Here is a 23,138-nt window from a genome sequence, read left to right as displayed (position 1 = left end):
CAAACCCAATAGTCGGATCACCAAAAAAAGACCGGCATTAAAAAAGAAAGTAAGGAGCTTCACCCATGAAACTGAGCAGCACCGCGTTATTGGCCCTGGCCATCAGCAGCGTTACCGCCACGGCCTACGCAGAATCCCAGAGCCAGGACTTCGTTCCGACCCAACTGGCAAGCACCAACGCACAGTCGGAAGCCAAAGGCTTCATTGATGGTCAGAGCCTGTCGGGCAGCACCCGTAACTGGTACGCCAACGAAGATAAACAACGAGGCGCTACCTACAAGTACGAGCGCCACGGCGAGACCCTGAACGGCACGCGCCGTATCAACTGGGTTCAGGGCACCATCCTGAATTACACCTCGGGTTTCACCCAAGGCACCGTGGGTTTCAGCACCGAAGTCGCTGCCTACAATGCCATTGCACTGGATCGTAGCCGCGAAGACATCAAGGGCGGTTCCAACCGTACCCTGGCTCACACCAACGGCGACGCGGTGGATCAGTGGAGCAAACTGGGCCTGGCCAACGTGAAGGCGCGTATCTCCAACACCACCCTGACCGCCGGCCGCCAGAACTTCAGCAGCCCGATCGTCGACGTCATCGGCAACCGTCCGCTGCCTTCGAGCTTTGAAGGTGTGGCCATTCACAGCGAAGAGTTCGACAACCTGTCGTTCGACCTCGGCACCTTCGACCGCGTATCGCCTCGTACCGAGCAGAGCCTGACCAAATTCACTTCCGAGTACTCTGCCAATGGCGCTGAAACCGACCACGTAAACACCGCTGGTCTGAACTATCAGCCGCTGAAAAGCCTGAAAACCAGCCTGTACGCGACCAACGTAGAAGATTTCTGGAACCAGTACTACTTTGGCGCCACTCACGAACTGGGCGACAGCTCGATCCTGAGCCTGACCACCGGCCTGAACTATTACAAAACCGTCGACGAAGGCAAAAAGTTGATGGGTGAGATCGACAACGACACTTACTCGCTGTCGTTGGGCCTGACTCACCTCGCCCATAGCCTGACGTTCTCTTACCAGGAAGTGAACGGTAACGAGTACTTCGACTACCTGCATGAAACCAACGGCATTTACCTGGCCAACTCCTTGCTGTCCGACTTCAACGGCCCGAACGAGAAGTCCTTCCAGATCGCCTACGGCCTGAACATGGCCGAATACGGCGTGCCAGGCCTGAAGTTCAACATCTATCAGGCTCGCGGCTGGGGCATCGACGGTACGCACTACAACGGCACCGCCTACGACGTGCGCAAGATGGACGGCGAGAACCACTATGAATACGGCATCGGTACTTCGTACGCCTTGCAGAGCGGCCCGCTCAAGGCCACCACTATCCGTGCGACCTACACCACCCACCGCGCCAGCGATAACCAGGCTGACGGCAGCATCAACGAGTTCCGTCTCGTGACCACCATCCCGTTCAAAATTTTGTAAAAAGTGCCAGCCGACGGTCGACTCATGACGAGTCGGCCGTTCGGTTTTTTCCTGTTCAACCGATTGCAGAGGGTTCTTGATGAAAATGCTTCCCCTACGTGCGGCCATCGCTGCCGCGTTGCTGAGTGTTGCCGTTGGCGTCTCGGCCAAACCCCTGGTGGTTTGTACCGAAGCCAGTCCGGAAGGCTTCGACATGGTTCAGTACACGACTGCAGTCACCGCCGATGCAGTGGCCGAAACCATCTTCAACCGTCTGGCGGACTTCAAGCCCGGCACCACGGAAGTCATTCCGGCGCTGGCCGAGTCTTGGGACATCAGCGAGGATGGCCTGACCTACACGTTCCACCTGCGCAAAGGCGTCAAGTTTCATACCACCGAATACTTCAAGCCGACCCGCGACATGAACGCCGACGACGTGGTCTGGAGCTTCCAGCGTCAGCTGGACCCGAATCACCCGTGGCACAAGCTGTCGAGCGTTGGCTTCCCGTACTTTGAAAGCATGGGCTTCAAGGAACTGCTCAAAAGCGTAGAGAAGATCGACGACAACACCGTCACCTTCAACCTGACCCGCCGAGAAGCGCCATTCCTGGCCGACATCGCCATGGCGTTCTCTTCGATCTACCCCGCCGAGTACGCTGACCAGCTGCTCAAGGCGAACAAGACCGGCGACCTGAACAACAAGCCGGTCGGCACCGGCCCGTTCATTTTCCAGCGTTACGCCAAGGACGCTCAGGTTCGCTTCAAGGCCAACCCGGACTACTTCCGTGGCAAGCCGCCAGCGGATTCGTTGATCCTGGCCATCGCCACCGACAACAACGTGCGCCTGCAAAAGCTCAAGGCCAACGAGTGCCAGGTGGCGCTGTATCCGAAGCCGGATGACATCCCGAGCATCAAGAAAGACGCCAAACTGAGTGTCGATGAACTGAACGCGATGACCGTTTCGTACATCGCCATGAACACCACGCACAAATACATGAGTGATGTGCGGGTGCGCAAAGCCATCGACATCGCCTTCGATAAAGAGGCTTATGTCAACGCGCTGTTTGGTAAAGGCAATGCGACGGTGGCGGTCAACCCGTTCCCGGACACGCTGCTGGGCTACAACCACAGCCTGAAAAACCCGGCCCGTGACCTGGACAAGGCCCGCGCCCTGCTCAAGGAAGCCGGCGTACCGGAAGGCACCACCTTCACTCTGTTCACCCGCAACGGTGGCGGTCCGACCAACCCGAACCCGATGCTCGGCGCGCAGATGATGCAGGCTGACCTGGCCAAGGTCGGTATCAAGATCGACATCCGCGTGATGGAATGGGGCGAAATGCTCAAACGCGCGAAAAACGGCGAGCACGATATGGTTTCCGCCGGATGGGCGGGCGATAACGGCGACCCGGATAACTTCCTGACGCCTATGCTCAGTTGCGAAGCCGCGAAGAACGGCGAAAACTATGCACGCTGGTGCAATGACAAGTTCCAGGCGCTGATCGACCAGGCCCGGGAAAAAACCGACCCGGCCGAGCGGGCAGCGCTGTACGAACAGGCTCAGGTTATTTTTAACCAGGACCAGCCATGGATCAGCATGGCACACACTAGAATGTTCACCGCAATGCGCAACAACGTAGAGGGCTATCACATTAGCCCCCTCACCACTAATAACTTCGCCACCACCCAGGTGAAGTAGATAAGAAAACTCCCGGTGTCCCTGACTCCAGGGACACCAGGCACGCCTAACCGGCTGATGAGGTACACCAGAAGATGTTTAGTTTTATTGCCCGCCGATTGGGGTTATTGATCCCCACGTTCTTCGGCATCACCTTGCTGACTTTCGCGTTGATTCGCATGATTCCAGGCGACCCCGTGGAAGTAATGATGGGCGAACGTCGAGTCGACCCCGAAATGCATGCTCAGGCAATGGAACGCCTAGGTCTGAACAAACCGCTGTATGCCCAATACCTGGATTACATTGGCAAACTGGCCCACGGCGATCTCGGCGAATCCCTGCGTACCCGGGAAAGCGTCTGGAGCGAATTCACTTCCCTATTCCCCGCGACCCTGGAACTGTCCATGGCCGCCCTGTTGTTCGCCGGCATCCTGGGCCTGTTGGCCGGGGTGATCGCGGCACTCAAGCGAGGATCCCTGTTCGACCACGGGGTGATGGGCATCTCCCTGGCGGGATATTCGATGCCGATCTTCTGGTGGGGCCTGATCCTGATCATGTTCTTCTCGGTGTCACTGGGCTGGACGCCAGTGTCCGGGCGGATCGACCTGCTCTATGACATCGAGCCGCGCACCGGCTTCATGCTCATCGACACGCTGCTGGCCGATGACGTCGGTGCGTTCTTCGATGCCTTGCATCACCTGATCCTGCCGGCCATCGTGCTCGGCACCATCCCGCTGGCCGTTATTGCGCGGATGACCCGTTCGTCGATGCTTGAAGTGCTGCGCGAAGACTATATCCGTACCGCCCGCGCCAAAGGCCTGTCGCCGTCGCGTGTGGTGTTCGTGCACGGCCTGCGCAACGCACTGATTCCGGTGCTGACCGTGGTCGGCCTGCAAGTCGGCACATTGCTGGCCGGTGCGGTCCTGACCGAAACCATCTTCTCGTGGCCCGGCATCGGCAAATGGCTGATCGAAGCCATTGGCGCTCGGGATTATCCCGTGGTGCAGAACGGCATCCTGTTAATCGCCTGCCTGGTGATTCTGGTCAACTTCGTGGTGGATATCCTCTACGGCTTTGCCAACCCACGCATCCGTCACCAGCGCTGAGATCATGACCATGACCACTCCAACTCCAGCGGTAGCAGTCGATCAAAGCCTGCTGTACCCGTCTCCGTACAAAGAATTCTGGCAAGCCTTTTCCAAGAACAAAGGCGCCGTTGCCGGCCTGATGTTCATGTTGCTGGTGATTTTCTGCGCGATCTTCGCGCCATGGGTTGCCCCGCATAACCCGAGCGAGCAATACCGTGACTTCCTGCTGACCCCGCCGTCCTGGCTGGAAGGTGGGCAGATCCAGTTCCTGCTCGGCACCGATGAACTCGGTCGCGATCTGCTGTCGCGGCTGATCAACGGTTCGCGCCTGTCCTTGCTGATCGGCTTGTCGTCGGTGGTGATGTCGCTGATTCCGGGCATCCTGCTGGGTCTGTTCGCCGGGTTCTTCCCGCGCGTGCTCGGCCCGACCATCATGCGTCTGATGGACATCATGCTGGCCCTGCCGTCCCTGCTGCTGGCCGTGGCGATTGTCGCCATCCTCGGCCCTGGCCTGATCAACACCATTATTGCCATCGCCGTGGTTTCGTTGCCGTCCTATGTTCGTCTGACCCGCGCCGCGGTGATGGGCGAATTGAACCGCGACTACGTGACCGCCGCGCGCCTGGCCGGTGCCGGTCTGCCACGCCTGATGTTCGTCACCGTGCTGCCAAACTGCATGGCGCCGCTGATCGTTCAGGCGACCTTGAGCTTCTCCTCGGCGATTCTCGATGCCGCGGCACTGGGCTTCCTCGGCCTTGGCGTACAACCGCCGACGCCTGAGTGGGGCACCATGCTGGCTTCGGCTCGCGACTATATCGAACGCGCCTGGTGGGTCGTCAGTCTGCCTGGTTTGACCATTTTGCTCAGCGTGCTGGCAATCAACTTGATGGGCGACGGCCTGCGCGATGCGCTGGACCCGAAACTCAAGAACGCCGCCTGAGGAGATTCAAATGTCACTGTTAGAAATCAAGAATCTCAACGTTCGCTTCGGCGACAAGAACGCCGTTCCGGTGGTCGACGGGCTCGACATCTCCGTGGACAAGGGCGAAGTGCTGGCCATCGTTGGCGAGTCGGGTTCCGGTAAATCCGTGACCATGATGGCGCTGATGGGCCTGATCGAGCATCCGGGGATCGTCACCGCCGACGCCCTGAATTTCGACGGCAAGAACATGCTCAAGCTCAGCAACCGTCAGCGTCGGCAAATTGTCGGCAAAGACCTGGCCATGGTCTTCCAGGACCCGATGACCGCGCTGAACCCGAGCTACACCGTCGGCTTCCAGATCGAAGAGGTGCTGCGCCTGCACCTGAAAATGTCCGGCAAACAAGCCCGCGCCCGCGCGATCGAGCTGCTGGAAAAAGTTGAAATCCCGGGCGCCGCCAGCCGTATGGATGCTTACCCGCATCAATTGTCCGGCGGCATGAGCCAGCGTGTTGCGATTGCCATGGCGATTGCCGGCGAACCAAAGCTGTTGATCGCCGACGAACCGACCACCGCCCTCGACGTAACGATTCAGGCGCAGATCATGGACCTGCTGCTGGCGTTACAGAAAGAGCAGAACATGGGCCTGGTGCTGATCACCCACGACCTCGCGGTCGTGGCCGAAACCGCCCAGCGCGTGTGCGTGATGTACGCAGGCCAGGCGGTCGAAGTCGGACAGGTGCCGCAGCTGTTCGACATTCCGGCGCACCCGTACAGCGAAGCGCTGCTCAAGGCGATTCCGGAACACAGCCTCGGCGCCACGCGCCTGGCCACGCTGCCGGGTATCGTTCCCGGTCGTTACGACCGCCCGCAAGGCTGCCTGCTGTCGCCGCGCTGCCCGTATGTGCAGGACAACTGCCGTGCGCAACGTCCGGCCCTTGACCCGAAAAGCAACAGCCTCGCCCGCTGCTTCTACCCGCTGAACCAGGAGGTGGCGTAATGGCCGTCGTACTTACCGCCCGCGACCTCACCCGCCACTACGAAGTGTCCCGAGGCCTGTTCAAGGGCCATGCGACCGTACGCGCCCTGAACGGTGTGTCGTTCGAACTGGAAGCCGGCAAGACCCTCGCCGTCGTAGGCGAATCGGGTTGCGGCAAATCCACCCTGGCCCGTGCCCTGACGCTGATCGAAGAGCCGTCCTCCGGTTCCTTGAAAATCGCCGGGCAGGAAGTTGCCGGTGCTGACAAGGCTCAACGCAAACAACTGCGCAAAGACGTGCAGATGGTGTTCCAGAGCCCGTACGCCTCGTTGAACCCACGGCAGAAAGTCGGGGATCAACTGGCCGAGCCGCTGCTGATCAACACCAGCCTCAGCGCCACTGAACGTCGCGAGAAAGTCCAGGCGATGATGAAGCAGGTGGGTTTGCGCCCCGAGCATTATCAGCGTTATCCACACATGTTCTCCGGCGGTCAGCGCCAGCGGATCGCCCTCGCCCGCGCAATGATGCTGCAACCAAAAGTGCTGGTCGCGGATGAGCCGACCTCGGCGCTGGACGTGTCGATCCAGGCGCAGGTGCTGAACCTGTTCATGGATCTGCAGCAGGAGTTCAACACCGCCTACGTGTTCATCTCGCACAACTTGGCGGTGGTGCAGCACGTTGCCGATGACGTGATGGTGATGTACCTCGGCCGCCCGGTGGAAATGGGCCCGAAGAACGACATTTATGAGCGTCCGCTGCACCCGTATACCCAGGCGTTGCTGTCGGCCACCCCGACCATTCACCCGGACCCGAACAAGCCGAAAATCAAGATCGTCGGCGAGTTGCCCAACCCGTTGAACCCGCCGTCGGGCTGCGCTTTCCACAAGCGCTGCCCGTACGCGACCGACCGCTGCAAAACCGAAGAGCCGGCCTTGCGCCCTCTCGATAACCGCCAGGTGGCTTGCCACTACGCCGAGCAATTCCTCGACGGCGCGGCGTAACGGGCGAACGAAAAACCTGTGGGAGCGAGACCGGCTTGCCGGCGAAAGCGGAGTGTCAATCAGCATAACTGACACTGACACACCGCCATCGCCGGCAAGCCGGTCTCGCTCCCACATGGGATAGGCGACTTGTTCAAAAACCTCTTCTGCCCTGACTGCGCATCAGTCGGGGAAGAAGGGGTTTTCTTTTGCCTGTAACTTAAGCCCCTTCATCTTCATCGGTATCGGCATCCGGATCCTCGGTGGTCGAATCGTCATCATCCGCGCTGCCGCCCTGCCCCTGGTCGCCTGGCTCCGACTCGGACGCGGCGATCATCAGCCCGGTGTGCGTCACCTGCCCGCTCGACGCTTGTTCATCATGATCCGGGCATTCAGCCCACGCTGCCGCTGACATGCCAACCGACAGCATTACTAAAACCTTCAGCAACAACACAATGCGTTGAAAAATGCTCATGGCCGATTCCATCCTTTTGCAGGTGAAACGTGGAAGCCCGACGGCACTGATAGACATCCGGTTCCGATGGGGCAGATTCTCCAGATAGGACCCTGACGATGCGCGGGAAATGCCATGAGCGGGGAGACTGGTTTGGAATAATGTTTATACCCAAACCCACCAACAACGCCGATCCCTGTGGGAGCCAGCCTGCTGGCGATGGCATTCTTTCATTCAATGAATGTGCTGAATGTCACTCCGCTATCGCCAGCAGGCTTGCTCCCACAGGGGATTGTGGCGGGCATGAAAAAGCCCCGGCGCTTTCGCGACCGGGGCTTTTGATTTTGCAGCTCAGCGCTTAATGATGCTCACGCGTCGCACGGAATTTCACGTCCGGCCAGCGCTCTTCCATCAGTGCCAGGTTGACTCGGGTCGGGGCCAGGTAGGTCAGGTGACCGCCGCCGTCGACCGCGAGGTTTTCCACGGCTTTGATGCTGAATTCCTCGAGCTTTTTCTTATCGTCGCAATCGATCCAGCGCGCGGAATACACGGTGATCGGCTCGTAGGAGCACTCGACCTTGTATTCCTCTTTCAAGCGGCTGGCGACCACATCGAACTGCAGCACACCGACGGCGCCGAGGATGATGTCGTTGCTACGCTCGGGGAAGAACACCTGGGTCGCGCCCTCCTCGGCCAATTGCTGCAAGCCCTGGCGCAGTTGCTTGGATTTCAGCGGGTCACGCAGACGAACGCGACGGAACAGTTCCGGGGCGAAGTGCGGGATGCCGGTGAAGCCCAGTACTTCGCCTTCGGTGAAGGTGTCGCCGATCTGGATGGTGCCGTGGTTGTGCAGGCCGATGATGTCGCCGGCAAACGCTTCTTCCAGTTGCTCACGCTCGGAGGAGAAGAACGTCAGGGCATCGCCGATCCGCACGTCCTTGCCGGTGCGCACGTGGCGCATCTTCATGCCCTTCTCGTATTTGCCGGAGCAGATACGCATGAAGGCGATACGGTCGCGGTGTTTCGGGTCCATGTTCGCCTGGATCTTGAACACGAAGCCGGCGAACTTCTCTTCAACCGGTTCCACGGTGCGTTCGTTGGCGACACGGGCCAGCGGTTTCGGCGCCCAGTTGACCACGGCGTCAAGCACGTGATCGACACCGAAGTTGCCCAATGCAGTCCCGAAGAACACCGGGGTCAGTTGGCCGTCGAGGAATTCCTGCTGGTTGAATTCGTGGCAGGCGCCCTGCACCAATTCCAGCTGATCGACGAAGCGATCGTACTCGTCGCCCAAGTGTGCGCGGGCTTCATCGGAGTCGAGCTTCTCGATGATTTTCACATCGGTGCGCTCGTGGCCGTGACCGGCGGTGTAGACGATGATGTAGTCGTCGGCGAGGTGATACACGCCTTTGAAGTCGCGGTAGCAACCGATCGGCCAGGTGATCGGCGCCGCCTTGATCTTCAGGACCGCTTCGATTTCGTCGAGCAGTTCGATCGGGTCACGGATGTCACGGTCGAGCTTGTTGATGAAGCTGACGATCGGCGTGTCACGCAGACGGCAAACGTCCATCAGCGCGATGGTCCGCGGCTCTACACCCTTACCGCCGTCGAGAACCATCAATGCCGAGTCCACCGCGGTCAGGGTGCGGTAGGTATCTTCAGAGAAGTCTTCGTGGCCCGGGGTGTCGAGCAGGTTGATCATGTGCTCGCGATACGGAAACTGCATGACCGACGTGGTAATCGAGATACCCCGCTGCTTTTCCATTTCCATCCAGTCGGAGGTGGCATGGCGGTCAGACTTGCGAGACTTCACCGTGCCGGCAACCGCAATCGCCTTGCCCATCAGCAAGAGCTTCTCGGTGATGGTGGTTTTACCGGCATCGGGGTGGGAAATAATGGCGAAAGTGCGGCGTTTCGCGACTTCGGCGGCCTGTTTGGTCATGGGAAATCGCCTGGCGGTGATTCAAAAAAGGGCGGCGAGTATAGCGCAAACCGACCTCTACGGACCACCGTTCGCCCTGAAGCTGCTGCCGAGCCTGCGAGGTGTGGCGAGGGGATTCATCCCCGTTCGGCGGCGGAGCCGTCGTAATCCATTGAACGCGCAGTGGCTGGAAAAACAGGGGCCGCTTCGCAGCCCAACGGGGATGAATCCCCTCGCCACAGCCTCGCAGGCTCGAAAGCTGCTACAGGAGGCAACATGAGATGCGTGGTAGCTATCTGCTGTTAAATATGGAACCTTTTAAAAGGTAGAGACGTCCACTCCCCTGTTACAGCACTCGTAGCAGGGTTTGAAAAACCTGCAAGTTAGCCTGACGAGGCTGCGCTTATGGCTCGATCTCATGCGGTTTTACCAGCATGAAGAGCTGCTTCTCGCGAACGCTTTTTATCCGGCAGCCAGGAATGGCACTGCCACACGGGACTGCGTTCGCCGACAAAGAAAAAAGGAGTCCGCCTGTGGCTATTCGCTATGGCAAGGGGCTGATAGGAGGTGCGGTTGTCGTCGCTCTCCTGGCCCTGCTGGTCCACTGGATTGGCATCAACACGATCGAACATTACCGCGACGATTTGTTGTTTTACCTGCAAGCTCACCTGATTCTCGTCCTCGTTTCCATGCTGGCCGCCCTCGTTGTGGGCATCCCCGCCGGCATCTTCCTCAGCCGTCCGACCATGGTGGGACGCGCTGAACGCTTCATGCAGATCTTCAACATCGGCAACACCGTGCCGCCTCTCGCCGTACTCGCCATCGCCCTGGGCATCCTCGGCATCGGCAGCGGCCCCGCGATCTTCGCCCTGTTCCTCGCCTCGTTGTTGCCGATCGTGCGTAACACCTATGAAGGCCTGAAAAATGTTCAGGGTTCGCTGAAGGAAGCGGCCGTCGGCATCGGCATGACGCCGACTCAAGTGCTGTGGCGGGTCGAACTGCCGAACGCCGTGCCGATCATCATCGGTGGCGTGCGGGTGGCGCTGGCGATCAACGTCGGGACGGCACCACTGGCGTTCCTGATCGGCGCCAACAGTCTGGGCAGCCTGATTTTCCCCGGCATCGCCTTGAACAATCAGCCGCAACTGCTGCTCGGCGCGGCCTGCACCGCCCTGCTGGCCTTGCTGCTCGACGGTCTGGTGACACTCGCCAGCCGCCTCTGGCTCGAACGCGGCCTGCGCCCGTCTTAAGCCTCGGCAAAGGAATTTTTTATGAAGAAATTTAGCTTTTTAATAGGCTGCGTTCTGCTGCTCTCGGGAATTGCCCAAGCCGCTGAAAAACCCGTGATCCGCATCGGCGCCCGGGTGTTCACCGAACAGACCCTGCTCGCAGAAATCACCTCCCAGTATTTGCGCACCAAGGGTTACGACACTCAAGTGACCGGCGGTCTGGGCAGCAACCTCGCCCGCAGCGCCCACGAAAGTGGCCAACTGGATTTGATGTGGGAATACACCGGCGTGTCGCTGGTGGCCTACAACCATGTCACCGAAAAACTCGACAGTGCTCAGTCCTACGCCAAGGTGAAAGAACTCGACGCGAAAAAGGGCCTGATCTGGCTCACTCCGTCGAAGTTCAGCAACACCTACGCCCTGGCCCTGCCGGAAAAAACCGCAAAGGCCTACCCGCAGATCAACACCATCAGCGAACTGAACACGGTGCTGCAGGCTGAGGCGAAAACCAATCACCTCGTCGCGCTGGACACCGAGTTCGCCAACCGTTCCGACGGTCTGGACGGCATGGTCGACCTCTACGGCATGAACCTGACCCGCAAAAACATCCGGCAGATGGATGCAGGGCTGGTCTACACCGCCCTGCGCAACGGCCAGGTGTTCGCCGGTCTGGTCTACACCACCGACGGTCGCCTGAACGCCTTCAAGCTCAAGTTGCTCGAAGACGACAAGCATTACTTCCCGGACTACACCGCTGCGCCGGTGGTGCGCCAGGTTTACCTCGATGCCCACCCGAAACTGGCGCAAGAGATCAAGCCGCTGGCCGAACTGTTCGATGACGAAACCATGCGCCAGCTCAACGCGCGGGTCGATGTCGATCACGAAAGCCCTTCATCCGTTGCCGCCGATTTCCTGCGCCAGCATCCAATCAACTAAGGAGGAAAAGCCATGGAATTTCTGAACGCCTTTTCCCATCTCGACTGGCCGCTGGTGCTGCACCTGACCTGGCAGCACATCACCCTGGTCGGCATCGCCGTGACATTGGCGATTCTGGTCGGCGTGCCGCTGGGCATTCTGATGACGCGTTTCCCGACGCTCGCCGGCCCGTTGCAGGCCAGCGCCACGGTGCTGCTGACCGTGCCGTCGATTGCACTGTTCGGCCTGCTGCTGCCGTTCTACTCGAAATTCGGCCAGGGCCTGGGTCCGATGCCGGCGATCACCGCGGTGTTTCTGTACTCGCTGCTGCCAATCATGCGCAACACCTACCTCGCCCTGACCGGCGTTGAACCGGGCATTCGTGAAGCCGCCCGTGGCATCGGCATGACCTTCGGCCAGCGCCTGCGCATGGTCGAACTGCCGATTGCCGTGCCGGTGATCCTCGCCGGCGTGCGTACCGCCGTGGTCATGAACATCGGTGTCATGACCATCGCCGCAACCATCGGCGCCGGTGGCCTCGGTGTACTCATTCTCGCTTCCATCAGCCGCAGCGACATGTCGATGCTGATCGTCGGCGCCGTGCTGGTCAGTCTCCTGGCCATCTTCGCCGACCTGCTTCTGCAATGGCTGCAACGCACGCTGACTCCAAAAGGACTCCTGAAATGATCGAACTTCAAAACCTCAGCAAGACCTTCCAAAGCAACGGCAAAGATGTGAAAGCCGTGGACTCGGTCAGCCTGACCGTCAACGAAGGCGAAATCTGCGTGTTCCTCGGGCCATCGGGCTGCGGCAAAAGCACCACGCTGAAGATGATCAACCGCCTGATCAAGCCGACCTCGGGCAAGATCCTGATCAACGGCGAAGACACCACCGACCTCGACGCTGTGACTTTGCGCCGCAACATCGGTTATGTGATCCAGCAGATCGGTCTGTTCCCGAACATGACCATCGAGGAAAACATCACCATCGTTCCGCGCCTGTTGGGCTGGGACAAACAGAAATGCCACGACCGTGCCCGCGAGTTGATGAGCATGATCAAGCTCGAGCCCAAGCAGTACCTGAATCGCTACCCGCGTGAATTGTCCGGTGGTCAGCAGCAACGGATCGGCGTGATTCGTGCGCTGGCGGCGGATGCACCACTGTTGCTGATGGACGAACCGTTCGGCGCGGTCGACCCGATCAACCGCGAGATGATCCAGAACGAATTCTTCGAGATGCAACGCGCGCTGAACAAGACCGTGATCATGGTCAGCCACGACATCGACGAAGCGATCAAGCTGGGTGACAAGATTGCGATCTTCCGCGCCGGCAAACTGCTGCAGATCGATCACCCGGACACGCTGTTGGCGCACCCGGCGGACGACTTTGTCAGCAACTTCGTCGGCCAGGACAGCACACTCAAGCGCCTGTTACTGGTGAAGGCCGAAGACGCGGCGGACAACGCGCCGTCGGTCAGCCCGGAGACGCCAGTTGCTGAAGCGCTGGAATTGATGGACGAACTGGACCGTCGTTATGTCGTCGTCACTGATGGCGAGAACAAGGCGCTCGGTTATGTGCGACGTCGTGACCTGCACCGTCAGACCGGTACCTGCGCGCAATACCTGCGCGAGTTCAACGCCACCGCGGCGTACGACGAACACTTGCGCATCCTGCTGTCGCGCATGTACGAGTTCAACCGTTCGTGGTTGCCGGTGATGGATGCGGAGCGGGTGTTTCTCGGTGAAGTGACTCAGGAATCGATCGCCGAGTATTTGAGTTCCGGTAAGTCTCGTGGGGGCAAGACCAGTATTGTTTCGCCAGCCGAAGTTGCGCTGGCCTGATATATATAAAAGCGGGAGGCCTTAGTGCCTCCCGCCACATACTTTAAACACCGAAACAACATGTTAACAACATATAACGTATAACTTTTACTATTCCATAACAGCCTATAAAACTGTGACTATCAACAGGGCAAACAAACACGAGAGAGACGGAATACCCGCCTCTGCCCTATCACAGTTAAAAGGCAAAAAATAATGAGCGATTACCAAGAGCAGGATCAACTAACTACCACCTCAACTTCGACCTCTGTACCCGCAAGTATTCTTGTTGGCGGGATTACCAGTCCGCAACGAGTCAGGATCGGCAGCACGCTTGTAGTTTCTGTCGCTGCAATGCTCAAGACCGCAAACGGCGGCGCATTCCCTGGTGATCCTGGCGACGGAGTCTGGACAGCCACCGTAACCCCTCATCCTGCCGGCGGCGTACAAACCAAAACCATTTACAAGATGAACGGCGAGATCACCTTTCCCAATGTACAGCGCAGCCATAACGTAACGGTCCGAGTGGTATCCAGGCTGTACCCCCATCTCAGCGCCGGCGTAAAGACATTCGCCATCAACGCCTATCCGTAAAGGTAGTTGTCACTGCGGGGCGGGGTGTGCTGCACCCCGCTATCCATTCAACTGTGAAGCACTATAACAGGAACATCTATAGAACAACCTTTTAAGTCCAAGTTAACCTAAGAAACTGTGATTATTGTCAGGTGGAAATTTATCCGAACAGGCGTTAACTCTCCTCTACATCCACCACAGTTAGAAAGGTAAACGCAATGAACGATCACAATTCATCAGAACCAGCCGAAGTGGCCAGCACTCCGTCAGCTAATACCACCACAACGCCCGCAGGTATTGATATTGGTGGGATTACCAGTCCGAAAAAAGTCAAAAAGGGAAGCAATCTCGTCCTCTCTGTAGCTGCGGTGTTCAAGAGCAGCAACGGCGGCGCATTCCCCCACGATGGCGGCGACGGCACATGGAGCGCCACTGCCAGTCCGCCATGTGCCGGGGGCATACAAGCAAAGACCACTTTCAAGATGAACGGCGAAATCACCTTTTTCAACGTAACGACCAGTCATACCGTTACGATCAAAGTGGTATCAAAAAAGTACCCAAGCCTTTTCGCAACGAAAACATTCCAACTTGTCACGTTCTGATATTTGGAATCGGACATCGTTTCTGCGGCACTTGTATTGACGACAAGATCCACGAAAGTAATTCCTCCGACCGAGACTCCGGCGCCCTGTCGGTCGAACTCGCCGGAACGCCGTCCAGAACAAACCCGCTCCCACAAGATTTCCAAGCCCCTGTGGAAGCGGGCTTGCTCGCGAATGGACCACCACAAATCCCGCTGCCCCCCTCAAATCTCCCTGCCAGGGGAACATCACACTGTCATGCAGGTCGGTTACATCAGTAGCTGTCAGGGACCGCACGACGGAAGCGTGCAAAAACGCGACATTTTTTGTTGATCTCAAGCCCCTCACGCCCTAAAGTTCGCGCCGAACGTCCATGCTGGAAACGATCCATCCGGCTCAAGTACTGACGACGAGACAGCAAGGCCAAGGGAAGCACCGCCTCCCGTGGCCTTTTTGCTTTCGGCGACATGCCTTGGGAAGTAGGCGAACCAAAGTGGGGATACGGAGGACGTTCATTTGCACCCATTGATTACTAACGTTTGCCAGTAGGAGCTCCCAAGTATGTCGATCAACGTCGAAGACTATTTCGCGCGCGATACCTTCAACAAAATGAAGGCCTTCGCCGACAAACAAGAAACCCCGTTCGTGGTGATCGACACCGCGATGATCAGCCAGGCCTATGACGACCTGCGCGCCGGTTTCGAATTCGCCAAGGTCTACTACGCGGTCAAGGCCAACCCGGCCGTCGAAATCATCGACCTGCTCAAAGAGAAAGGCTCGAACTTCGACATCGCTTCGATCTACGAGCTCGACAAAGTGATGAACCAGGGCGTCGGCCCGGATCGCATCAGCTATGGCAACACCATCAAGAAATCCAAAGACATTCGCTACTTCTACGAGAAGGGCGTGCGTCTGTATGCCACCGACTCCGAAGCCGACCTGCGCAACATCGCCAAGGCTGCACCGGGTTCGAAAGTCTACGTGCGCATCCTCACCGAAGGCTCGACCACCGCTGACTGGCCTCTGTCGCGCAAATTCGGCTGCCAGACCGACATGGCCATGGACCTGCTGATCCTCGCTCGCGACCTGGGCCTGGTGCCGTACGGCATCTCGTTCCACGTCGGCTCGCAACAGCGCGACATCAGCGTCTGGGACGCAGCGATCGCCAAGGTCAAAGTGATCTTCGAGCGTCTGAAAGAAGAAGACGGCATCCACCTGAAACTGATCAACATGGGCGGCGGCTTCCCGGCCAACTACATCACCCGCACCAACAGCCTGGAAACCTACGCCGAAGAAATCATCCGCTTCCTCAAGGAAGACTTCGGTGATGACCTGCCGGAAATCATTCTGGAGCCGGGCCGTTCGCTGATCGCCAACGCCGGCATCCTGGTCAGCGAAGTGGTATTGGTGGCACGTAAATCCCGTACGGCGGTAGAGCGCTGGGTGTACACGGATGTGGGCAAGTTCTCCGGCCTGATCGAAACCATGGACGAAGCCATCAAGTTCCCGATCTGGACCGAGAAGAAAGGCGAAGTGGAAGAAGTGGTCATCGCCGGCCCGACCTGCGACAGCGCCGACATCATGTATGAAAACTACAAGTACGGCCTGCCGCTGAACCTGGCGATCGGTGATCGTTTGTACTGGTTGTCGACCGGTGCGTACACCACCAGTTACAGCGCTGTTGAATTCAATGGCTTCCCGCCGCTGAAGTCGTTCTACGTGTAAACGCTGCACGTAGAAATCAAAAAGCCCATGACATGTCATGGGCTTTTTTGTCTGGATTTCGCCCCGCTCCCTGTGGGAGCTGGCCTGCCAGCGATGGTCGTTAACGATAATGCCTGCACGCTGACGGAACGCGGCGTTCTTTAATCCATCGCTAGCAAGCTAGCTCCTACAGAGGTGTGAGTTCCAGCTCGAGTTCGGCGGACCGCTGGGCATAATCGGTCGCCATTTCACGAATCTGCGGATCAGTTGCGTTCAACAACGCTTTACTCGCCACCCGCAGGAAATTCAGATTTCCGCCGGCCAATGCCTTTCGCAACCATTTCAGTGCCTCGTTTATATTCCCTTCATCCGCCAGCACTGCGGCATAACTGAACTGCCCGCGAAAATCCCCGCCAACCGCCGAGCGTCGATACCAATCACGCGCGCCAACCGGATCCGCCAGACAAACCCGCCCGTCTTCCAGATAACGTCCCAGCAGATTCATCGACTTCGCATGGCCCAGTTCAGCCGCGCGACGGTAGAGTTCCAGCGCTTGCAACTGATCCTCGATCACTCCGCGCCCTGTCGCCAGCAGATTCGCGTAGTTGTACATCGCCCAATCCAGTCCGGCTTCGGCGCCGACGCGATAATGCCGTGCGGCGACCGAGGCATCCGCCACGCAACCCCAACCGTGTTCGTGACAGCGGCCAAGCATGTTGCGCGCCATCAGATGCCCACGCTGGGCGGCGATCCCGAACCAGCGCACGGCCAATGGCTGGTCCTGCTCGATCCCTTGCCCGTCCAGCAAAATCTGGCCGAGTAAGGCCTGAGCATCGAGAACCCCTTCGCGTGCAGCGACCAGGATCGCCTGAGCAGCACGCGCCGGACTTTCATTGAGCATGGCTTTGAGTTGATCGCCGTCGAGCACTTCTTCCCGGCGCAATGGATAACTCATACGTCAACCCAACGACGCAGCAGGTTGTGATACGCGCCCGTAAGGCGGATCAGCGATGGGTGATCCGGCACGTCCTGCGTCAGTTGCTGGATCGCCCCGTCCATCTCGAACAGCAGGGCGCGCTGGCTGTCTTCGCGGACCAGGCTTTGGGTCCAGAAGAATGACGCATAGCGAGTGCCGCGGGTGACGGCATTGACCTTGTGCAGGCTGGTGCCGGGGTACAGGACCATGTCGCCGGCGGGCAACTTCACACGCTGGGTGCCGAAGGTGTCCTGGATTTCCAGTTCGCCGCCGTCGTAATCCTCAGGCTCGCTGAAGAACAGCGTCGCCGACAGGTCAGTGCGTACGCGCTCGATGCTGCCTTTGGGCTGACGCACGGCGTTGTCGATATGAAAATCGAAACTGCCACCCGCCGTGTAACAGTTCAGCAACGGAGGGAAAACCTTGTGCGGTAATGCCGCGGACATGAACAACGGATTTTTCCACAACCGCTCCAGCATCGCCGCGCCGACTTCCTTGGCCAGCGGATGACCTTCCGACAGCTGCAGATTGTGTTTCGCCTTGGCCGACTGGTAACCGGCCGTGATTTTGCCGTCGGCCCAATCCGCCTGTTCCAGAGCCTCGCGAATGCGCTGCACTTCTTCTTTAGCGAACACGCCGGGGATGTGCAGCAGCATGGGAAAACACCTGAAGGCAAAGGGGTGGCAATGGTATTGATTCTTATTGCCAGTGTAAAACCCATGCGACGAACGAAACAGCAAAAACCGTAAGGGTAAATTGTAAAGAATGTAAATTCAGTGCGAATAGTAACGTTTCGCAATTGATACATAGACGCGTCTACCCTATATTCCGCGGCCTCAAATCCTTGGGGAGGGGAATTCACATGTCACGCCAACAACCACAATTACCGGTCAGCTCACCGCGTTTGCTCGCTTCTGCAATTGGCGTGGCGATCACCGCCGGCTCCGCGGGCCACATGGTTTTCGCGGCTGAGAAGACCGACGAAAAAGCACCGGGCAACGTGATTTCCCTGGGTGCTACCGATATCACCGGCGAGGCTCAGGACGATACCTCCTACAAGACCGATACCTCAGCCAACAAGAAATACACCGCGCCGCTGCGTGAGACGCCGAAAAGCGTCACCGTGATTCCGCAGCAAGTGATCCGCGACACGGGCGCCACCAGCCTGGTCGACGCCTTGCGCACCACACCGGGCATCACCTTCGGTGCTGGCGAAGGCGGCAACCCGGCGGGCGACCGTCCGATCATTCGTGGCTTCAACGCTGAAAGCGATACCTTCGTCGACGGCATGCGCGACCCGGCGTCCCAGAGCCGCGAAATCTTCAACGTTGAATCGATCGAAGTCAGCAAAGGCCCGGGCTCGGCCTTCACCGGCGCCGGCTCCACCGGTGGCAGCCTGAACCTGGTGAGCAAGACCGCCAAGCTGGGCAGTTTCTACAACGGCGGCTTCACCTGGGGCTCGGATCAGACCAAGCGCACCACTCTCGACCTGAACCAGCAGATGACCGACACCTCGGCCTTCCGCCTGAACCTGATGAAGCACGAAGCCAATGTCGCCGGCCGTGACACCGTGGACGTCAGCCGCTGGGGTGTGGCGCCGACGTTCGCTTTCGGCCTGGGCACCGATACCCGTGTGACCCTCGGTTACTACCACGTCGAAACCGACGACATGCCGGACTACGGCCTTCCGCTGACCCTGAGTCCGGCCCGCAGCAAGTACAACGTCGACAAACCGGCGCATGTCGACCGCGACAATTTCTACGGCATCACCAGTCGCGACTATCGCGAAACCACCAATGACAGCGGCACCTTCAAGATCGAGCACGATCTGAATGAAGACCTGACCCTGTCCAACAGCTTCCGCATGTCCCGTTCGACCCTGGACTACATCGTCACCAACCCGGATGACAGCAAGGGCAACGTTGCCAGGGGCAGCGTTTACCGTGGCGCCAAGAGCCGTAATTCGACGTCCAGCGGCTGGATCAACCAGACCGACCTGAGCGCCAAATTCGACACCGGCGCAATCGAACACAGCCTGGTCACCGGTATCGAGTTTTCCTACCAGGACACCCACAACCGCCCCTACATCCTGACGTCGGCCGCCAACGGCACGACGTGCAACCCTGCACTCTTCCGCTCCGGCGACTGCACCAGCCTGTACAACCCGACGCCTGGGGATAACTGGAACGGCAGGATCACCGACAGCGCTGCTTTCACCGATACCGACACCAAGACTGCCGCCGCTTATGTGTTCGACACCTTGAAGTTCAACGAGCAATGGTCCCTGAACCTGGGCCTGCGTTACGACAACTACAAGACCCAATCCAGCGGCTTCGCTAACGCTGGCCGTACCACACCGGCGGGGAGCTTCGATCGCGAGAACACCAGCGACCTGGTGAACTACCAGATCGGCATGGTCTACAACCCGTTGCCGAACGGCAGCATCTACGCAGCCTACTCGACCTCCAGCAACCCGGCGGGCGAAACCAGCGGCAACGGCAGTCTGGAACTGGCCGCCAACAACAGCGACCTCGATCCAGAAAAGAACCGCAACTACGAGATCGGCACCAAGTGGGACTTCTTCGGTGATGACCTGTCGTTGACCGCCGCGCTGTTCCGCACCGAGAAAACCAACGCCCGTATCGACGATCCGGATGGCGCCACCACCCAGGTGCTGGACGGCGAGCAGCAGGTCAACGGTCTGGAGCTGACGTACACCGGCAAGCTGACCCGTAACTGGAAGGTCTATGGCGGCTACACCTACATGGAAAGCGAAGTGGTCAAAACCACCCTCGCCGCCGATGAAGGCAACCATATGCCGAGCACCCCGCGGAACAACTTCACCCTGTGGTCGACCTATGATGTGGTACCGGAAAAGTTGACCATTGGTGCGGGTGCCACGTTCGTCGATTCGCAGTTCGGCAACATCGCCAACTCGGTGGAGATCCCGTCCTACTGGCGCTACGACGCGATGGCCAGCTACCGCCTGACCAAAAACGTCGACCTGCAACTCAACGTACAGAACCTGACCGACAAGCGTTACTTCGACCAGGTGTTCCAGACGCACTACGCCCACGTGGCGGCGGGTCGTACCGCCCTGCTGAGCGCCAACTTCCACTTTTGACCACACCACAATCCTGCAGGAGCAAAGCTTGCTCGCGAAGACGTCGGCATAGACAGCATTTATGTTGCCTGACACACCGCCATCGCCAGCAAGCTGTGCTCCTACGGGAGTGCGGATGAAGGCTGGAATCAGGAACAGGCCCCGTTCACGCAATTGAACGGGGCTTTTGTGTGTAAAAAAGAATGCTTCTCGACAGCCCACGGCATAATGCGCACCGTGATGACAAATTTCGAACGAACAAGGCGAGCAACGTGTTGAAGAAAACCCTGTTCCAGTTGCACTGGTTTTTCGGTATCAGTGCCGGGCTGGTCCTGGCCCTGATGGGCATCACCGGGGCGACAGTGTCGTTTGAGGATGAAATCCTGCGCGCACTCAACCCGTCGGTGTTGCAGGTCGAGAAACAGGTCGCCGGCGTGCTGCCGCCCGCTGAACTGGTGGAAAAAATCGAAGGCGCATCGGGCAAGAAAGTCTCGATGCTCTGGGTCGACACCGACAGCGGCAACGCAGCGCGGGTGATCTTCACGCCGCCGCCGGGCGAACGTCGCGGGGAGATGCGTTACTTCGATCCCTATACCGCGCAATTCATGGGCGACGCCACCGGCCAGGACTTTTTCGGCCTGATGCTGCAGTTGCACCGCTTCCTCGCCATGGGCGATACCGGTAGGCAAATCACCGGAGCCTGCACGCTGATCCTGGTGTTTTTCTGCCTGTCCGGTCTTTACCTGCGCTGGCCGCGCCAGTGGAAAAGCTGGCGCGCCTGGCTGACCCTCGACTGGAAGAAAAAAGGCCGCAGCTTCAACTGGGATTTGCACTCGGTGGCCGGCACCTGGTGCCTGGCGTTTTACCTCCTGGCGGCGCTGACCGGGTTGTCCTGGTCTTACGAGTGGTACAACAAGGGGTTGACCCGATTGTTGTCCGATTCACCGCAGAACGAGCGGGTTCGCAATCGTGGACCTGCGCCTGATGGCCCGGCACCGACCGCCGATTACGCCGCGATGTGGAGCAGCATCTACAGCGCTGCCGGTCCGGCACTGAGCGCCTACAACATCCGCATGCCGCCCGTGGCCGGACAACCGGCGACCGTGTTTTACCTGTTGAACTCCTCGCCACACGACCGCGCGCTGAACCAGATCACCCTCGATCCGGCCACCGGCCTCGTCAAACGCCATGACCGTTACAGCGACAAGAGCCTCAAGGCACAGCTGCTGACCAGCATCTACGCGCTGCACGTCGGCAGTTACTTCGGGATTGTCGGCCGGATCATCCTGACGATCAGCGCACTGACCATGCCGCTGTTTTTCATCACTGGCTGGTTGCTGTACCTCGATCGTCGACGCAAGAAAAAGCAGATCAAGGACGCCCGCAAAGGGTTCGCGCAACCGGGCAACGACGCACCGGCGTGGCTGATCGGTTTCGCCAGCCAGAGCGGGTTTGCCGAACAACTGGCCTGGCAGACCGCCGGGCAATTGCAGGCTGCCGGTCTGCCGGTGAAGGTTTCACCGCTGGCGAATGTCAGCGAACAGGACCTGCATGATTCGAGCAATGCGCTGTTCGTGGTCAGTACCTTCGGCGACGGCGAAGCACCGGACAGCGCTCGCGGTTTCGAACGCAAGGTGCTGGGCCGCGCGTTGAGTCTGGAGAGCCTGAATTACGCGGTGCTCGGACTCGGTGATCGGCAGTATCAGCACTTCTGTGGTTTCGCCCGCCGCTTGCACACCTGGCTCGGCGAGCACGGCGGCAAGAACCTGTTCGCGCCCGTGGAAGTCGATTGCGGCGACCCTTACGCCTTGCGTCACTGGCAGCAACAACTCGGTCTGCTGACCGGACAGGCACCGGTGGACACCTGGCAGGCACCGAGCTACGACAACTGGACGCTCACCCGCCGCGAATTGATGAACCCGGACAGCAGCGGTTCGCCGGTGTACTTGCTGGGCCTCACCGCCCCGAGCACCAGCAGCTGGCTGGCCGGTGATCTGGTGGAAGTGTTGCCCCGCAACTGCCCGTGGGCGATCGAGCATTTCCTCGACGGCCTGGGCATTGACGGTCGGGCCACGGTGACGCTTGACGGTCTGTCGCAAACTCTGGAACAAGCGCTCGCCAGTCGACAATTGCCCGAGAACCGCGCCCATCTGGTCGGCCTGCACGCGCAAGCACTGGTGGACGCGCTGGTGCCGTTGGCCATGCGCGAATACTCCATCGCCTCGATTGCCGCCGACGGCGTGCTGGAACTGATCGTGCGCCAGGAAATGCATCCTGACGGCAGCCTGGGTATCGGTTCCGGATGGCTGACGGAACACGCACCGGTGGGCAGCACCCTCAGCTTGCGCGTACGACGCAACAGCGGTTTCCATCTGCCGGTCGAACCGGTGCCGATGATCCTGCTGGGCAACGGCACCGGCCTGGCCGGGCTGCGCAGTTTGCTCAAGGCGCGGATTGCCGATGGGCAGCAACGTCATTGGCTGCTGTTTGGCGAGCGCAATCGCGAGCACGACTACCTGTGCCGCACCGAGCTGGAAGAGTGGCTGATTTCGGGGGACATCGAGCGTCTGGACCTGGCGTTTTCGCGGGATCAGGCCGAGAAGATCTACGTGCAGGATCGCCTGCGTGAATCGGCCGATCTGCTTAAGCAATGGCTGGCCGACGGTGCCGTGATTTACATCTGTGGCAGCTTGCAGGGGATGGCTTCGGGGGTGGATCACGTGCTGAATGAAGTGCTGGGGATTGAAGAGGTCGACCGCCTGATCGAACAGGGCCGCTACCGGCGCGACGTTTACTGACC

Annotated in this window: 19 protein-coding genes; 15 read left to right on the top strand and 4 right to left on the bottom strand. The window is 59.2% G+C overall.

Going from position 1 to position 23,138, the window contains the following annotated elements:
- The first annotated feature begins 65 nt into the window (after positions 1-65).
- The 6 genes from KJF94_RS00900 (at position 66) to KJF94_RS00875 (ending at position 7,083) form a co-directional block, all read left to right on the top strand.
- The gene (locus KJF94_RS00900) at positions 66-1,442 is read left to right on the top strand and encodes an OprD family porin (protein ID WP_214380659.1); all 1,377 of its coding nucleotides are present in this window, start codon (positions 66-68) and stop codon (positions 1,440-1,442) included.
- Positions 1,443-1,521: 79 nt separating this feature from the next.
- A complete protein-coding gene (locus tag KJF94_RS00895; RefSeq protein WP_214380658.1) occupies positions 1,522-3,117 on the top strand; it encodes an ABC transporter substrate-binding protein in 1,596 nt (531 codons plus the stop codon).
- Between the two features lie 74 nt (positions 3,118-3,191).
- Entirely contained in the window at positions 3,192-4,202 is a 1,011-nt protein-coding gene (locus KJF94_RS00890) for an ABC transporter permease subunit (protein ID WP_017336505.1), read from the top strand.
- 10 nt (positions 4,203-4,212) lie between these two features.
- Positions 4,213-5,124 (top strand): ABC transporter permease subunit, encoded by a 912-nt coding sequence (locus KJF94_RS00885; protein WP_214380657.1) that lies wholly within the window; start codon positions 4,213-4,215, stop codon positions 5,122-5,124.
- A gap of 10 nt (positions 5,125-5,134) precedes the next feature.
- Positions 5,135-6,103 carry an ABC transporter ATP-binding protein gene (locus KJF94_RS00880; protein ID WP_084318076.1) on the top strand — a complete coding sequence of 323 codons (969 nt, stop codon included), beginning with the start codon at positions 5,135-5,137 and terminating at the stop codon, positions 6,101-6,103.
- The gene (locus tag KJF94_RS00875; RefSeq protein WP_017336502.1) at positions 6,103-7,083 is read left to right on the top strand and encodes a peptide ABC transporter ATP-binding protein; all 981 of its coding nucleotides are present in this window, start codon (positions 6,103-6,105) and stop codon (positions 7,081-7,083) included. The genes KJF94_RS00880 and KJF94_RS00875 overlap by 1 nt, the downstream gene beginning before the upstream one ends.
- A gap of 199 nt (positions 7,084-7,282) precedes the next feature.
- Here the strand turns inward: KJF94_RS00875 and KJF94_RS00870 are convergent, their stop codons facing one another.
- The gene (locus tag KJF94_RS00870; RefSeq protein WP_214380656.1) at positions 7,283-7,537 is read right to left on the bottom strand and encodes a hypothetical protein; all 255 of its coding nucleotides are present in this window, start codon (positions 7,535-7,537) and stop codon (positions 7,283-7,285) included.
- A 337-nt stretch (positions 7,538-7,874) separates the two neighbouring features.
- Positions 7,875-9,458: a peptide chain release factor 3 gene (locus KJF94_RS00865; protein WP_214380655.1), complete on the bottom strand. Its 1,584-nt coding sequence runs from the start codon at positions 9,456-9,458 to the stop codon at positions 7,875-7,877.
- 512 nt (positions 9,459-9,970) lie between these two features.
- Here KJF94_RS00865 and KJF94_RS00860 point away from each other — a divergent pair.
- The 7 genes from KJF94_RS00860 (at position 9,971) to KJF94_RS00830 (ending at position 16,280) form a co-directional block, all read left to right on the top strand.
- Positions 9,971-10,687, top strand: a complete 717-nt coding sequence (locus KJF94_RS00860; RefSeq protein WP_054049992.1) for an ABC transporter permease — start codon at positions 9,971-9,973, stop codon at positions 10,685-10,687.
- 21 nt (positions 10,688-10,708) lie between these two features.
- A complete protein-coding gene (locus KJF94_RS00855; RefSeq protein ID WP_214380654.1) occupies positions 10,709-11,602 on the top strand; it encodes a glycine betaine ABC transporter substrate-binding protein in 894 nt (297 codons plus the stop codon).
- Between the two features lie 12 nt (positions 11,603-11,614).
- Entirely contained in the window at positions 11,615-12,268 is a 654-nt protein-coding gene (locus KJF94_RS00850; RefSeq protein ID WP_007942812.1) for an ABC transporter permease, read from the top strand.
- Positions 12,265-13,422: an osmoprotectant ABC transporter ATP-binding protein OsmV gene (locus tag KJF94_RS00845; protein ID WP_214380653.1), complete on the top strand. Its 1,158-nt coding sequence runs from the start codon at positions 12,265-12,267 to the stop codon at positions 13,420-13,422. Before KJF94_RS00850 ends, KJF94_RS00845 begins: the two co-directional genes overlap by 4 nt.
- Before the next feature lie 195 nt (positions 13,423-13,617).
- Entirely contained in the window at positions 13,618-13,995 is a 378-nt protein-coding gene (locus tag KJF94_RS00840; RefSeq protein WP_214380652.1) for a hypothetical protein, read from the top strand.
- A gap of 197 nt (positions 13,996-14,192) precedes the next feature.
- On the top strand, positions 14,193-14,576 hold the full coding sequence (locus KJF94_RS00835) for a hypothetical protein (protein WP_214380651.1): 384 nt from the start codon (positions 14,193-14,195) through the stop codon (positions 14,574-14,576).
- 540 nt (positions 14,577-15,116) lie between these two features.
- On the top strand, positions 15,117-16,280 hold the full coding sequence (locus tag KJF94_RS00830; protein ID WP_008148964.1) for a type III PLP-dependent enzyme: 1,164 nt from the start codon (positions 15,117-15,119) through the stop codon (positions 16,278-16,280).
- A gap of 166 nt (positions 16,281-16,446) precedes the next feature.
- On the opposite strand, the gene KJF94_RS00825 is transcribed toward KJF94_RS00830, so the two are convergent.
- Together KJF94_RS00825 and KJF94_RS00820 are read right to left on the bottom strand one after the other, a co-directional pair.
- Positions 16,447-17,214 (bottom strand): tetratricopeptide repeat protein, encoded by a 768-nt coding sequence (locus KJF94_RS00825; protein WP_214380650.1) that lies wholly within the window; start codon positions 17,212-17,214, stop codon positions 16,447-16,449.
- A complete protein-coding gene (locus tag KJF94_RS00820) occupies positions 17,211-17,891 on the bottom strand; it encodes a Fe2+-dependent dioxygenase (RefSeq protein WP_214380649.1) in 681 nt (226 codons plus the stop codon). The genes KJF94_RS00825 and KJF94_RS00820 overlap by 4 nt, the downstream gene beginning before the upstream one ends.
- Positions 17,892-18,097: 206 nt before the next feature.
- Here KJF94_RS00820 and KJF94_RS00815 point away from each other — a divergent pair, with 206 nt between their 5' ends.
- Together KJF94_RS00815 and KJF94_RS00810 are read left to right on the top strand one after the other, a co-directional pair.
- Positions 18,098-20,359: a TonB-dependent receptor gene (locus KJF94_RS00815; protein ID WP_214380648.1), complete on the top strand. Its 2,262-nt coding sequence runs from the start codon at positions 18,098-18,100 to the stop codon at positions 20,357-20,359.
- 251 nt (positions 20,360-20,610) lie between these two features.
- Entirely contained in the window at positions 20,611-23,136 is a 2,526-nt protein-coding gene (locus tag KJF94_RS00810; RefSeq protein ID WP_214380647.1) for a PepSY domain-containing protein, read from the top strand.
- Positions 23,137-23,138 lie beyond the last annotated feature (2 nt).

This window comes from Pseudomonas hormoni, assembly GCF_018502625.1.
Taxonomy (GTDB): domain Bacteria; phylum Pseudomonadota; class Gammaproteobacteria; order Pseudomonadales; family Pseudomonadaceae; genus Aquipseudomonas; species Aquipseudomonas hormoni.
The sequence above is the reverse complement of the archived record's forward strand: the minus strand, read 5'-3'. Positions and strand labels throughout refer to the sequence as shown.